The sequence below is a fragment of the Bradyrhizobium betae genome (assembly GCF_004123905.1).
Lineage (GTDB): Bacteria > Pseudomonadota > Alphaproteobacteria > Rhizobiales > Xanthobacteraceae > Bradyrhizobium > Bradyrhizobium betae_A.
Map to the genome: position 1 here is coordinate 51,768 of NZ_MZXW01000057.1, position 13,421 is coordinate 65,188.

The following is a 13,421-nucleotide window of genomic DNA, read 5'->3' on the forward strand; positions in this document are numbered from 1 at the left end:
CGCATCCTGCTATGTTACTTCATAATAACAAAAGGAGGAAACATGACATACGACCTTTCGCGGCGCTCCTTGCTCGCCCTCGGCGCAGGATTAGGCGCATCGACCGTGCTGGGCAGTAACGCTTTTGCGCGAGCACCCAAGCTTGGGACGCAGCCAGCTTATTTCTATCGCTTCGGTCTCGGAGACGCCGAAGTGACGGTCGTTTCTGACGGTCCGCTGCCACTCGGTCCTCCGAAAGGGACCTTCATCGGCGTGCCTGATGAAGAAGTGAAGAAGATGCTGAGCGACAATTTCCTCTCAGCGGAAAATGTGGTGCTGGAGCAGAATTCGCCAATCGTGAATATGGGTGATAGGCTAGTTCTATTCGACACTGGCATGGGAACGTCTAAGGCCTTCGGACCGACCACCGGCCGTCAGCAGAAGAGTATGGCAGAGGCTGGCATTAAACCAGCCGACATCGACGCCGTGGTCTTATCACACGCGCACATCGATCATATCGGCGGCATTGTGGACGTGGACGGTAAGCCATTATTCCCCAACGCACAGTACTACATAGCTCAGAGCGATTTCGATTTCTGGACCGATGAAGGCAAGCTTGGCAGTCCATTGAAGGACTTTGTCGTTCATGCACGCAAGAACTTACTGCCGGTACGAGATCGCCTTGTGTTCTTCAAGGACGGTCAGGAATTCCTTCCCGGCGTGCAGGCCATGGCAGCTCCTGGCCACACCGTAGGTCACACAATCTTCATGGTCTCGTCGGCAGGGAAATCGTTCGCCTTCCTCGGTGATCTTACTCACCATCCGATACTGCTGCTCGAAAAACCGCGGATGCAGTTCTCGTACGACACCGATCCGCAGCAGGCAGCTGAAAGCCGGGTCAAACTGCTGGATATGATTGCTGGAAACAAGATTCCTGTGATGTCCTATCATTTTGCCTGGCCAGGTTACGGCCATATCGCCAAGACATCGGAGGGCTTCCACTATTACCCGGAAGCGATGAGCTTGAATCTCTGAGCTCCGAGCGCCAGACAAAAGAGACGACCTCCAAAGCAAACTCTAGCCCCGGACTTGACGGGGCATTTTTGCGCCTTGTCTCTGACGAGAACGGTGTCGGACTGCGATGTGGCCTTCGAGTCAGACTCGGACGTGTTAGTCAAAATCACGACGCACGATAATGGTCCTCGCAGACATGCTGGAGCTCAACCTGCGTAGGCTTGTGCTCCGCACATCCCGACTTAGAAGAACACCGGCTTGGGCGTCAATCTTGTAGGATTTTCCACCTGCAGCTGGCGGCTTTCTGGGGCGCGCTTCGGCCGTGAGGGGCGGTGGCCTCGGAAGGATAGGTGCTTGCAGCTCCGCTAGGCACGATTCAGGTTAACGACCGGACCATCGCCGAGGAAGACGAGCCGAACTCATAGCAAACGACTATGACAGAGCGAAACCTTCGTAGCCGCGGGTGACGACCTTCTGACAGATCTCGCGATAACGGACCAAGCCGCCCGCATATGGCATGAACACCTGCGGCTTGCCTGGAATATTCGCCCCGAGATACCAGGAATGCTTTGCCTGCGGCAGTAGTGTTCGGGCAGCAGCCTCGTTGACTTCGCTTACCCATTTCTCGACGGCGTCGGCCCGTGCCTCGATCCGCTCCAGCCCGTTAGTCCGCATATGAGCGATGCAATCGGTGATCCAATCGACATGTTGCTCTATGGCTACGGGCATGTTGCACAGAACCGATGGACTGCCGGGCCCCGTGATGGTGAAGAGGTTTGGAAAACCAGCGACCTGCAAACCTAGATAATTGCGTGGTCCTGCCTCCCAGACATCCTTGAGTGCGATCCCGCCCCGCCCGCGGATATCCATCTTGAGCAGCGGTCCCGTCAACGCATCGAACCCTGTCGCAAAAACTATGATGTCTAGGGGGTACTCGGCCTGATCTGTGCGGATTCCAATCTCGGAGATCTGCCGGATTGGCGCAGCTTTGACGTCCACGAGCGTGACATTCGGCCGATTGTAGGTCTCAAAATAGTCGGTATCGATCGGCGGGCGCTTGGCCGCATACGGATGATCAATGTCAGCGAGGACCGCCGCCGTCTTGGGATCCTTCACAATCGAGCGGATCTTCCTTTTTATGAAATCGGCAGCGGTGTCGTTTGCTTCCTTAGAAACGAGCATGTCCTCAAAGGATGCGCGGAACTGCAGCCCGCCACGCTCCCAGGCCTCGTCATAAATTCTCTCGCGCTCCTCTGGCGGCGTGTCGACCGCTTTGCGTTCCGAAACCTTGAAGCCCATGCCATTGTAGGTTTGATGCGTAGTCGCACGTATTTCGCTGGCGCTGCTTTTGACATATTGCTTGAAGTCCGCCGTCAATGGGATGTTGCGTGCTGGTACTGAATAGTTCGCGGTACGCTGAAATACGGTCAGATGCTTGGCTTGATCGGCGATCACCGGCGCCGCCTGGATGGCGGTCGATCCGGTGCCGATCATCCCCACTCGCTTGCCCGTAAACTCGACGCCTTCGTGCGGCCACTGCCCTGTATGGTACCACTCACCCTTGAAGGTCTTCAGTCCCAGAATGTCGGGCACGTTGGCAGAGGAGAGGCAGCCGACCGCGGTAATGAGAAACTTCGCGATGAAGGTCTCGCCCGTTTCTGCACGCATGTGCCAGCGATTCGTCGCTTCGTCGTAATGCGCCGACGCAACCCGGGTACCAAATTGAATGTCGCGTTTCAGGTCGAGCTTGTCGGCAACGAAATTCAGATAACGCAGAATTTCTGCTTGGCCCGGATAGCGTTCGGACCACTCCCATTGTCGCATCAAATCCAGGGAAAACGTATACCAATAGACATGGCTTTCAGAGTCGCACCGAGCTCCAGGGTAGCGATTCCAGAACCACGTGCCCCCAACCCCCTGAGCCGCTTCTACGGCCTTGACTTTCAAGCCAAGGTTGTCCCGAAGGCGAAACAGCTGGTAGAGGCCCGCAAAGCCCGCACCAACAACCAGCGCGTCTAGCTCAACCGGTTCATTCGACATTGCCGCACTCGTTCATTGCGCCGCCCCACAAACAAGGCTCGGTATAACGCCAGCGCCCGAAGGGTGACAGTGCGCTGCGTCAAAGTGAATTGGATTAGTATAACCGTCCCGGTGAGTGCGCTCAAGCTCGCCTTCTCTGCTCAATGCAGCTCACTGCCGGGCCTCGCCTTCAAATCGGACTGCACTCCTTCAAAGACCTAGCCGGTCCAGAAGCAATCAACGTCGATTTGCGGGGATCCCATTTCTCGGACCTGCCGTTTCGACGTACCATGAGAGGAATTGCAGCGGCCGCTAGATTCGATTCCGGTCGATACCTAACTGGAGCGACCGCGACTTTGGCCGCAGGCATGCGTCATCTTGTGGGCGCGGCAACCCGCCGTGTGCTCGCAAGTAGACGCGGCGTCTTCCAGGAAGATTGGCGGGAGAGACTGTAAGGGTACCGCTCGATCCAATGGCAGCTCCGAGATGTGCTTCGGATCCGGCTTCAGCTCACCGCATTCAACGCGTTTGACGATATTAGTCAGTGCGGCAGCTTCCACCCTCATCCACGACGAAGCCATTGAGGGGTTCGATTTCGGTGCGACGGCCCTTCTGCATGTCTTGGGCCATCGAGGGGCGCTGCTCGGAGAAAGTGTATTTGGAATCCGAAAAGCGCTGCTGGTCGCAGACGCGCATCGACGCTTCGTCGCCCCCGGCAGGGCCTGGGATGGTCTCGGCCGGCAAATGCAGGATCTCCTCCAGCTGAGACCCCAGCGCCTGGCCCACACGATACGCCCGTTCGCGAATGTTTTGTTCCAGCTCAGACATCGTGCTCCTCCGGTATCAGAGCGGCATCCGCGGAAGTCGATTGAACAATATTTCAAGGGCGGCCATGTTGAACTCGCGAGGCTCGCTGTCCAGTCACGACACGCCCTCGCCTCGTCGACAGTTCACTTTAATCTTGTCGTTCTCGTCCGGACGCTGTCATCTAGACTGCTACTCCATTGCGAGCTGTGAAGGAGATGAGTAGGGCGAGGTTGATCGACATCGTTGACGACCGCAGGTTGGCGCGCAGCGGTCGGGCCGCCTGTCGGCTGCCGCGTCAACCGAGCCCTCGCTACGGCCGGCGGCGGCCAGCGAGGTTGGCCTACAGCCGCGCCGGAGACGTAGTTCTAGCCAGCCTTGGAGAAGCTGCCTGCTCGTAGTAAGTGGCCGTAGCATTTCTTCCCGGCTTCAGACGCTCACGTGAAATCGATGGTTTTTCAGTTCTTTGCGCGTCCACTGTAGAGGAGGGGATATCCGCTGAGCGGCATCGATGACGTCTTGATAGTTATCTCGCTCGGCTAATCGTTCCACCAAGGGTATTGACTGGGCATATCGCTGGATACCTTCCCAGGAAACGTGGGCGAACGTTTCTCCAAAAAGGAGGCGACGCCCTCGCGTACATCTGCGTGAGCGCCACGCTCCCGCGAGATCGGACCATCGATCGTCAACAGTTCGAACGGATCCGGTGCGCCGGCGAAGCGCCACAGCATCTGCCGGGTGAGCGCAACCGAGACGGCCGAGGTCTCGGAGGTCAATTCCAGCGCTAATTCCTTGGCGCGATCCAGGAGATCCGCAGGTTCGGTCGTTTCGCTGACGAGGCCGCCGCTTAAAGCCTCCTCGGCGCCAAAAGTTCGACCGGAGATCGCCCAACGTAGCGCCTGCGGCAGGCCGACGAGCTTGGGGAGAAACCAGGCGCTGCCGGCCTCCGGCACCAGGCCGCGCCTGGCGAAAATGAAACCGATCTTCGCACCCTTGACCGCGATGCGCACGTCCATCGGCAGCGTCATGGTGATCCCGATGCCGACCGCAGGACCGTTGATGGCGGCGATCGACGGCTTCCGGCAGCGGAAGATCGCATCGACAAAGCCGCTGCCCGATCGCGTACCGCTCCCCGCCAGACGATTGCCGAAGACGCCGGCGCCATGCGTGCCCGACGTATCGAAGCTCGACGCGCCGCCGGACACGTCGGCACCAGCGCAGAAGGCGCGGCCCGCGCCGGTGACGATAATCGCGCGAATATCGTCATCGGCATCGGCCTTGCGGAAGGCATCCTCGATTTCGGAGCCCATCGCGCCAGTATAGGCATTGAGCTTATCGGGGCGATTGAGCGTGATCACCAGGATCGAGCGGTCGATCTCGCAGGTGATGAGGCTGTAGGCAGCATATTGTTGATCCACGAAACTCTCCTTCGCTGTTCGCTCAGATCGAACGGCCGGTGCCCTGCCAGAACGGCTCCTTCAGCTTTCGCTTGAAGATCTTGCCGGTGTCTTCGCGCGGCAGCGTGCTGGCAAACTCGATCCGCCGCGGGATCTTGTAGCCGGCGAGCCGCGATTTCAGGTCGGCGCGGACGGCCTCCTCGTCGAGCACGGCACCCGCGGCCGGCTGGATGAAGGCGCAGACCTTCTCGCCGAACTCGTCGTCAGGTATCCCAAACACCGCGCAGTCGGCGACGCCCTGCACCTTCATCAGCTCCGACTCGATCTCGGCCGGATAGATGTTGGTGCCGCCGAAGATGATCATGTCGCTGGCGCGGCCCGAGAGGTACAGGAATCCGTCCGCGTCGAAGAAGCCGACGTCGCCGGTGGCGACCAGATGGCCGCGCGCCGACTTCGCGCGCTTGCCGGGGTCGTCGTGATAGGTGAATTCCGGATAGAGGTCGCGTCCGCAGACGATCTCGCCGGATTGCCCGAGCGGCAGCTCCCTGCCCTCCTCGTCCATGACAACGACAGCACAGCCGGGCAAACGCTGCCCGACGGTACCGGGATGCGCGAGCCATTCATCCGATGTGCAGAAGGTCACCGCGCCCACTTCGGTCGAACCATAGTGTTCGGTGATGACCGGGCCCCACCAGTCGATCATGCCGCGCTTGACGTGCGGCGGACAGGGCGCACCGACATGCATGGCAAACGTCAGGCTCGACAGGTCGTAGCGCGACCGTGTCTCGGCCGGCAGCGCCAGCAATCTCACGAACATGGTCGGCACGACCAGCGCATGGGTGACGCGATGGCTTGCGATCGTGGCTAGCATCCGCTCGGGCTCGAAGCGGGGCTCGACGATGATGTTGGCACCCATGTTGTAGAACGAGAACATCCAGCCGTTCGGGCTGGAATGATAGGCCGGTCCGGGAATCAGCAGCACGACATCGCCCAGGCGATCCGCCCAATCCGTCAGACCTCCGACCAAGCGCATCATCTGCTGGCTGGCCAAGGCCTGCTCCGGCGTCGGCGGCTGGCGGCGCACGCCCTTGGGATGGCCCGTCGTACCCGAGGTGTAGATCATCGAGCCTGGCGACGTCGGGAATGGCGGCGCCGCCGGCGCGAAGCCCGCAAGCCAGCTCTCCCAGTCAGTCATGCCGGCCGGGACCTTTGCAGCCTCGTCGCCGACGCGGTACGAACCGCGCAGACCTGGCGGCGTCTCGGCAACGATCACGGCAACCGAGGCGGGAACGGCATGGCCGATGTTGCGCCAGAGGTCGGCGTGGATTACCAGCACCTTTGCGCCAGAATTCTCCAGGACGTAACGGGCTTCCTCCGGCGTGTCGTGCCAGTTGACCGGTACGACATAGGCGCCGCACAGGCCGGCCGCGAGCGACGCTTCCATGAAAGCGAAATCGTTGCGCATGTAGACCGCGACGACATCGCCGCAGCCGACACCGAGGCTGGCATATCCGCGCGCGGCGCGTTGGGCGCGCGCGTCCATCTCCGCCTTTGTCTTGACGCGATCGCCAATCCTGACCCACGAACTCATCGCGCGCCTCCCGGCCCTGTTGCAGTCCCCGCTTGTCGCGGTGTTGCGGCGTTGGCGAGGACGGTGATTCGGCCCCGCTCGTCTCCGATATCAGCGCCCGGTGAACACGGGCTCCCGCTTCTCCAGGAAGCTGCGCACGCCCTCGTGGTGATCCTCGGTGTCGAACAGCTTGTAGATCACCTCGATGGCCCAGCTTCCGGCCTCGCGGGGGTCGCCGTGCGTCGCGCGGCGCAGGCCTTCCTTCATGAAGCGCAGCGCCAGCGGCGAATTGCGCGCGATGCGCGCCGCAAGGCCCATGGCCTTTGTCATGAGATCGCCATGCGCCGTCACCTCGCCGACCAGGCCGATGCGGGCGGCTTCTCGCGCGTCGATGACGTCGCCGGTATAGAGCAGTTCAGCCGCCTTCGCCGGACCGACGATAGCCGGCAAACGCAGCAGCCCGCCGACGTCGCAAATCAATCCGCGGCGGATGAAGAGCTCGGCGAAGCTCGCTCTCTCCGAGGCTAGGCGAATATCGGCGTAGAGCGCCAGCTCCATGCCCCAGCCGACCGCCGAGCCGTTCACGGCGGCGATCACCGGCACTTGGCACTCCAGCGCGGCCATGGCCGCAGGCGTCGGCGGACGGTGAACCACGGGCGTCGTCGCCCGCTTCTCGCCGGTCATCATCTCCTTGACGTCCTCGCCGGCGCAGAACGCCGGGTCGGCGCCGGTGACGACCACGCAGCGGACCTCGTTATCACCAGACGCGGCGCGGAAGGCGGACTCGACCTCGTCATAGGCGCGGCGGTTGAGCGCATTGCGCCGCTCCGGCCGGTTGAGCGTGACGACCGCGACATGGTCCGTCACGTCGTATTTGAGGCACTTGAAGTCGATCGGAGAAATCTTTGGCTGCACGGTCATCGCAGGCTCTCCCCTTCAATCGCGCGTTTCGGGCTGCATGACCGTCTCCGACATGATCGAACCGACCTTGTCGTAGCTGGTGCCGTTGAAGCGCAGCATCTGCATCTGGGTAATCGGGAAGTAGTTGGTCGGGCTGGTGTTGACGGTGATACCGTCGAACAGCAGGCCGAGCTTCAATTCCTTCAGGTTGGCGGCCTGCTTCATGATGTTGTCGCGAGACAGGTCGTCGCCGCACTGTTCAAGCACCTTCTGCAACACTTGCGCGGCAAGAAATCCGTAGGCGTTCTGGCCATTGGCGATGTCACCCTCCGGATTGTAGCGCTTCATGAAATCGAGATATTCCTTGATGCCGGGGTCATCTGCGTAGCGAGGATCGTTCGCCTCCTTCATCGAAGTTGCGGTGATCAGGCCGATTGCATTCTCCAACCCGGCAGTCTTGAAGTTCGAGATCGCCGCGGCGGTGGTGTTGATGAACTGGACCGGCTTCCAGCCGAGCTCGGCCACCCTCCGGATCGCCAACGCGCCAAACCGCGGCGTCGAGAAGTTGACGAAGATGTCAGCCCCCGACGCCTTCAGCTTGCCGATCTGGGAGTCGATCGTCGGCTCAGCGCTGTCGTAGGACGCCTCTGCCACGATCGTCGTCCTGGCCTTGGCGCCGAGCGCATCCTTGAACCCGCCGTAGATGTCGCGGCCATAATCGTCGTTGGGAAACAGCACGGCGACCTTCCCCTCCGGATAGATCGCCAGGATGTACTTCGCATAGATCGCGCTCTCGATCCGGTACACCGAGGTGGAGAAGCCCATCGTCCAGGGAAAGTTCTTAGGATCCCCAAACTTGGTCGCGCCTGTGGCGGAGAACAGCTGCGGCACCTTCTTGGCGTTCATGTATTTCATCATGGCCGCGTTCGAGGGCGTGCCGACCGCCTGGAAGATCGCCAGCACCTCGTCCTGCTCGACGAGCTTGCGCGCCTGCTCGACCGCCTTTGGCGGGCTGTAGGCGTCGTCATAGGAGATGAACTGGATCTTTCGTCCGTTGATGCCGCCCTTGTCGTTCAGCATCTTCATGTAGGCCGCCTCGGTCTTGGCGAAGGCGCTGTAGGCCGAGGCCGGACCGCTGTAGGGCGCAATATTGCCGATCTTGATGTCGCCCTTTGCAGTCTCCGCACGGAGCGTGGCCGGCGACTGGACTGCGAGCACCACGCCGGCGAGCAGAACGCAGGCGCGCGACGACAGCCACGATCCATTGCAGATGCGCATGGCATTTCTCCCTGACGACGATTCCGAACCGGCCGACATCGTCGCGCCGTCCGTGCGCCGAATATTTTTATAACACGTTCTTATAACGTGATATAAATTTGTCAGGGTGTCAACCAGCGCTTATCGTTCGCGCGAGGGGTACGGCAGGCAGGCGAGAATGGAAAACCGACGCGACACGGCAAAGGCAGAGCGGCGCTCGCGCATCATCAAGGCGGCGCGCGACCTGATCCGCGAAACCGGTGACGCCGGCCTCTCGATGCGCGCGCTCGCGGCAAAAGCCGGCGTCAGCCTCGCCACGCCCTACAATCTGTTCGGCTCAAAGCGTGCCGTGCTGGTCGCCGTGCTCGAGGACATCAAGGGATTCGGCACCCGCTTTGCGAGCTTCAAATCGCAGGATCCGCTGGAGCGTATCCTGCGCGCCGCCCGGCTCGCAGTCAGCTATTACGAAGACGATCCGGCGTTCTATCGGGCGCTGTGGACCAGCATCCTCGCTGCGTCCGCCTCCGAGGAGCGCAGTGCGATTTTCAACCAGAAGCGCGATAGTTTCTGGATGAAGCTGCTCGACGATGCCGTCGCCGAAGGCCTGCTGCTGCCGGACATCGATACCGCGGTGTTGCTGCGCAATCTCGACTACACGTTTCGCTCGGTGATGTTGCACTGGGTCATCGCGGAGATCGAGATTGAGGATATCCAGCCGCGGGTCGGCTACGGCTATGCACTCGCCTTGCGCGGCGCCGCGACGCCGAAGGGACAGCAATTGATGCTCAAGCGCCTGAAGACGTTTCAGGGGCAATGCCCGACACACTCCGCGACCCGCGCCCACCGGCCCGCCGCCGCGGAAACGACGGCCTGACAAACCTGCAGGGGAACCGCGCGGGCGGCGACAAGACGCAAGTCTGATACTGACGTCAGTGTCAGTTTATTACGGCAACGACGACGTGCATCCATGCACGCGAGACAGGGAAGAGACGTGACAGGGAAACGACGCATCACGCGCTCGGCCGCCGTGCGCCGCGGCGCGCTGCCGGGAGAGCTGCGGCGGCCCCGCAACTCGGCCGAGGCCACCGAGCAGATCCTGCTCGATGCCGCGAGGCGCGTGTTCGCCGACAAGGGCTACATCCGCGCCACCGTCCAGGACATTATCGAATTGACCGGCCTGAGCCGGGGCACCTTCTACCTCTATTTCCGCAGCACCGACGACATCTTCGTCCGCACCGTCACCAAAGTGGTCGACGACATCGTCGCGTCTTCCCGGGTCCGCTCCGGCAACACGCTGCGCCAGCGCGTCTACGAGAACAATCTTCGCTATTTCGAGATCTTCGGCGCCAATCGCGGGCTGCTGCGGGCCTTCTTCGAGGCGAGCTATGTCGATCCTGAGATCGGCCGGAAGCGCGCCGAGATGCGCAGCGCCTACATCATCCGCGTGCGCGATCATCTGGAACGCCAGCGCCAGCTCTGCCGCTGCCTGCCGATCGATCCCGATGCCGCAGCGCTCTCGCTTGCGATGATGGCCGAGGGCACGGCCCAATCCTTTGCGATCCTGAAGATGGAGCCGTTCGAACGGCCGCTGGAGCTGAAGCGGCTCTGCACCGAGGTCACCGAGATCTGGTGCCGCGCGGTCTACACCGATCCGGATCGATTGCTTACGCTCGAGGCTGCAAAACTGCCGGCCGTCGCGACCGGCAGCAAGCGCAAGGGATGGCGGCACGACGGATGAGCGCGATGGACAACGCCTTCAGCCAAGCCCTCGAGACCATGACGGTCCGCATCGTTCCGGGCGCGCGCGGCATCGCCCATCTGCGGCGGCTGTCGGCGGGAGCGACCCTGGAGACCTGGTCGTTCGACGCCGTCGACGGCGACAGAGTGTTGCACCCGCTGATCCTGCGCCGCTCGCCCGGCGGCCTGCGCAGCACGGAATCGCTATCGCTGGAGGCTGAGGCCGATCTGATCCGCTTGCTCGATGGCAGCGGCGTTCCGGTGGCAACCGTCGTGCACACGCTGGTGCCCGAGGACGGGCTCGGCGAGGGCTTTCTGATGACGCGGATCGAAGGCGAGACGATCGCACGCAAGGTGTTGCGCGACGCCAAGTTCGCAGCCGTGCGCGCTCACCTCGCTTCGCAGTTCGGCACCATCCGGGGCACCATGACGAGGGTCGACGCCGCGCGCCTGCCGGCGCTGCCGTTCAAGCCGGCCGACGTGATCCTGGCGCGGCTGGCCAGCCGCTACGATAGCCTCGGCGTCGCACGGCCGGTGTTCGACCTCGCGCTGCGCTGGCTTGCGCAGAACGCACCCGCGCCGCTCGACCAATATCGTCTGGTGCATGGCGATTTCCGGAATGGCAACATCATCTTCGGCAGCGAGGGCGTGCGCGCGGTGCTCGACTGGGAAGTCGCCCATATCGGCGATCCCGCCGAGGATCTCGCCTGGATCTCCACGCCGCCATGGCGTTTCGGCGAACTCGACCGTCCCGTTGGCGGGCTCGGCTCGCGGCAGCAATTGTTCGACGCCTACGAGGCGGCCTGCGGCGAACGCGCGGATCCCTCGCGCGTGCACTATTGGGAAGTGCTCGGCAGCCTGCGCTGGGGCGTGAGCTGTGCCAGCATGCTGGAGTGGTTCACCAGCGGGCGCGACCCTACCGTGGAGCGTGCGATGATCGCGCGGCGCGTGTCCGAGAACGAACTTGATTTGATGCGCATCCTGACCGGGACCGACTGACATGCTGGACCACCCCCGCGGCGCCGACATTCTCACTGCCGTCTCGAAGCTGCTGCGCGAGACGTTGATGCCGCAGCTGCCGGCCAATGCCGCCTTTCAGGCGCGGGTCGCCGCCAATGCGATCGACCTCGTCGCCCGCGAGATCAATTTCGGCGAGACGGTCGAACGCGAGGCGCTCGAACGATTGCAGGCGCTGCTGAGCCGGGACGGCTCGCTGGACGAACTGGAAGCCGAACTGTCGGGCCGTATCCACCGCGGCGAGCTCGATCTGAAAAGCCCAGGTCTCGCCGACCATCTCTGGCAGACCACGCTCGACAAGATGAAGATCGATCAGCCCGCCTACGCCAGCTATCGCCGCGCGCTCGACGCACGCGCCGGCCAGCAGAATATCCAGAAAGAGGATTGAGCAGCAATGGATTTCAGCATTCCGAAAGATCTCGTCGACTATCTCGCGAAAATCGACGCCTTCGTCCAGGCCGAGATAAAGCCGCTGCAGGCGCAGGACGACAATGAGCGCTTCTTCGACCATCGCCGCGAATGGGCGCGGACCGATTTCGACAATGACGGCCTGCCCCGTCCCGAATGGGAAGCGCTGCTCGAAAAGGCCAAGGCGCTGGCCGACAAGGCCGGTTTCTTCCGCTTCTCGCTACCCAAGGAGTTCGGCGGACAGGGCGGCGGAAATCTCTGGATGGCCGTGATCCGCGAGCATTTGGCAACCCAGGGCCTCGGCTTGCACAACGACCTGCAGAACGAGCATTCCGTGGTCGGCAACTTCCCCTTCATCGTGATGCTGCGCGATTTCGGCACACAGGAGCAGAAGGAGAAGTTCATCCGGGGATCGCTCGACCGCAAGATCCGCGTCACCTTTGGATTGACCGAGCCGCATCACGGCTCCGACGCCACCCACATGGAGTCGCGCGCGGTGCGCGAGACCCGGGACGGCGTCGCCGGCTGGCTGATCAACGGCGAGAAGATGTGGACCACCGGCATGCACACAGCGTCGCATTGCTGCCTGTTTGCCCGCACTAGCGGCGAGGACGGCGACGCCAAGGGCATCACCGCATTCCTCGTGCCGGCCAATTCGCCGGGCGTGAAGGTCGAGGAATATATGTGGACCTTCAACATGCCGACCGACCATCCGCGCGTCAGTTTCACCAATGTCTGGGTGCCGGAAAGCGCGATGTTCGGACAGATCGATCGCGGCCTCGCGCTGGCGCAGGCCTTCGTGCACGAGAACCGCATCCGCCAGGCAGCGAGTTCGCTCGGCGCCGCCGCCTATTGCGTCAACGAGAGCGTCAAATACGCCAACCAGCGCAAGCCGTTCGGCAAGCCGCTGTCGGTCAACCAGGGCATCCAGTTTCCGCTCGTCGAGCTGGCCACCCAGATCGAGATGCTGCGCCTGCTGATCCGCAAGACCGCGTGGGAAATGGACAGCATGCCCCATCCCGAAGTCGAGAAGCGGCTCTCCGACAAGGTCTCGATGTGTAATTACTGGGCCAACCGGCTCTGCTGCGAGGCGGCCGACCGCGCCATGCAAGTGCACGGCGGCATCGGCTACTCTCGCCACAAGGCATTCGAGCACATTTATCGCCATCACCGGCGCTACCGGATCACCGAGGGCTCCGAGGAGATCCAGATGCGCAAGGTGGCTGGATATCTGTTTGGTTTCATGGGCCCCCACAAGAGGGCCTAGGACCAGATCCGCCGGTGCCGACGGCCCGGCGGACGACGTAGGGAAGCACAAG

At 62.2% G+C, this 13,421-nt stretch carries 12 protein-coding genes; 6 read left to right on the forward strand and 6 right to left on the reverse strand.

Annotated elements, in window-relative coordinates:
- Window positions 1–42: 42 nt before the first annotated feature.
- The gene (locus B5V03_RS40785) at window positions 43–1,014 is read left to right on the forward strand and encodes an MBL fold metallo-hydrolase (RefSeq protein WP_129276042.1); all 972 of its coding nucleotides are present in this window, start codon (window positions 43–45) and stop codon (window positions 1,012–1,014) included.
- 411 nt (window positions 1,015–1,425) lie between these two features.
- Here B5V03_RS40785 and B5V03_RS40790 read toward each other — a convergent pair whose 3' ends face one another.
- The 6 genes from B5V03_RS40790 to B5V03_RS40815 form a co-directional block, all read right to left on the reverse strand.
- A complete protein-coding gene (locus B5V03_RS40790) occupies window positions 1,426–3,033 on the reverse strand; it encodes a flavin-containing monooxygenase (RefSeq protein WP_129276043.1) in 1,608 nt (535 codons plus the stop codon).
- A 516-nt stretch (window positions 3,034–3,549) separates the two neighbouring features.
- A complete protein-coding gene (locus B5V03_RS40795) occupies window positions 3,550–3,840 on the reverse strand; it encodes a ketopantoate reductase family protein (protein ID WP_129276044.1) in 291 nt (96 codons plus the stop codon).
- Window positions 3,841–4,355: 515 nt separating this feature from the next.
- On the reverse strand, window positions 4,356–5,234 hold the full coding sequence (locus B5V03_RS40800; protein WP_245502497.1) for an enoyl-CoA hydratase-related protein: 879 nt from the start codon (window positions 5,232–5,234) through the stop codon (window positions 4,356–4,358).
- Between the two features lie 22 nt (window positions 5,235–5,256).
- Window positions 5,257–6,804 carry an acyl-CoA synthetase gene (locus tag B5V03_RS40805; protein ID WP_129276045.1) on the reverse strand — a complete coding sequence of 516 codons (1,548 nt, stop codon included), beginning with the start codon at window positions 6,802–6,804 and terminating at the stop codon, window positions 5,257–5,259.
- 90 nt (window positions 6,805–6,894) lie between these two features.
- The gene (locus tag B5V03_RS40810; protein ID WP_129276046.1) at window positions 6,895–7,704 is read right to left on the reverse strand and encodes an enoyl-CoA hydratase/isomerase family protein; all 810 of its coding nucleotides are present in this window, start codon (window positions 7,702–7,704) and stop codon (window positions 6,895–6,897) included.
- Window positions 7,705–7,719: 15 nt separating this feature from the next.
- Entirely contained in the window at window positions 7,720–8,961 is a 1,242-nt protein-coding gene (locus B5V03_RS40815; RefSeq protein WP_129276047.1) for an ABC transporter substrate-binding protein, read from the reverse strand.
- A 157-nt stretch (window positions 8,962–9,118) separates the two neighbouring features.
- On the opposite strand from B5V03_RS40815, the gene B5V03_RS40820 reads away from it, so the two are divergent.
- The 5 genes from B5V03_RS40820 to B5V03_RS40840 all read left to right on the forward strand — a co-directional run bounded on the left by B5V03_RS40820 (window position 9,119) and on the right by B5V03_RS40840 (window position 13,369).
- Window positions 9,119–9,814, forward strand: coding sequence for a TetR/AcrR family transcriptional regulator (locus B5V03_RS40820; protein WP_129276048.1), 696 nt, complete (start codon window positions 9,119–9,121; stop codon window positions 9,812–9,814).
- A gap of 117 nt (window positions 9,815–9,931) precedes the next feature.
- A complete protein-coding gene (locus B5V03_RS40825; RefSeq protein WP_164988645.1) occupies window positions 9,932–10,678 on the forward strand; it encodes a TetR/AcrR family transcriptional regulator in 747 nt (248 codons plus the stop codon).
- 5 nt (window positions 10,679–10,683) lie between these two features.
- Window positions 10,684–11,676 (forward strand): phosphotransferase family protein, encoded by a 993-nt coding sequence (locus B5V03_RS40830; RefSeq protein WP_245502498.1) that lies wholly within the window; start codon window positions 10,684–10,686, stop codon window positions 11,674–11,676.
- Between the two features lies 1 nt (window position 11,677).
- Window positions 11,678–12,082 carry a DUF6285 domain-containing protein gene (locus tag B5V03_RS40835; protein WP_129276051.1) on the forward strand — a complete coding sequence of 135 codons (405 nt, stop codon included), beginning with the start codon at window positions 11,678–11,680 and terminating at the stop codon, window positions 12,080–12,082.
- A gap of 6 nt (window positions 12,083–12,088) precedes the next feature.
- A complete protein-coding gene (locus B5V03_RS40840) occupies window positions 12,089–13,369 on the forward strand; it encodes an acyl-CoA dehydrogenase family protein (RefSeq protein ID WP_129276052.1) in 1,281 nt (426 codons plus the stop codon).
- The last annotated feature ends 52 nt before the right edge of the window (window positions 13,370–13,421 follow it).

Coding starts and splice junctions, on each gene's coding strand:
- B5V03_RS40785 (WP_129276042.1), top strand. CDS start 43: ATGACATACGACCTTTCGCGGCGCTCCTTGCTCGCCCTCGGCGCAGGA.
- B5V03_RS40790 (WP_129276043.1), bottom strand. CDS start 3,033: ATGTCGAATGAACCGGTTGAGCTAGACGCGCTGGTTGTTGGTGCGGGC.
- B5V03_RS40795 (WP_129276044.1), bottom strand. CDS start 3,840: ATGTCTGAGCTGGAACAAAACATTCGCGAACGGGCGTATCGTGTGGGC.
- B5V03_RS40805 (WP_129276045.1), bottom strand. CDS start 6,804: ATGAGTTCGTGGGTCAGGATTGGCGATCGCGTCAAGACAAAGGCGGAG.
- B5V03_RS40810 (WP_129276046.1), bottom strand. CDS start 7,704: ATGACCGTGCAGCCAAAGATTTCTCCGATCGACTTCAAGTGCCTCAAA.
- B5V03_RS40815 (WP_129276047.1), bottom strand. CDS start 8,961: ATGCGCATCTGCAATGGATCGTGGCTGTCGTCGCGCGCCTGCGTTCTG.
- B5V03_RS40820 (WP_129276048.1), top strand. CDS start 9,119: ATGGAAAACCGACGCGACACGGCAAAGGCAGAGCGGCGCTCGCGCATC.
- B5V03_RS40830 (WP_245502498.1), top strand. CDS start 10,684: ATGGACAACGCCTTCAGCCAAGCCCTCGAGACCATGACGGTCCGCATC.
- B5V03_RS40835 (WP_129276051.1), top strand. CDS start 11,678: ATGCTGGACCACCCCCGCGGCGCCGACATTCTCACTGCCGTCTCGAAG.
- B5V03_RS40840 (WP_129276052.1), top strand. CDS start 12,089: ATGGATTTCAGCATTCCGAAAGATCTCGTCGACTATCTCGCGAAAATC.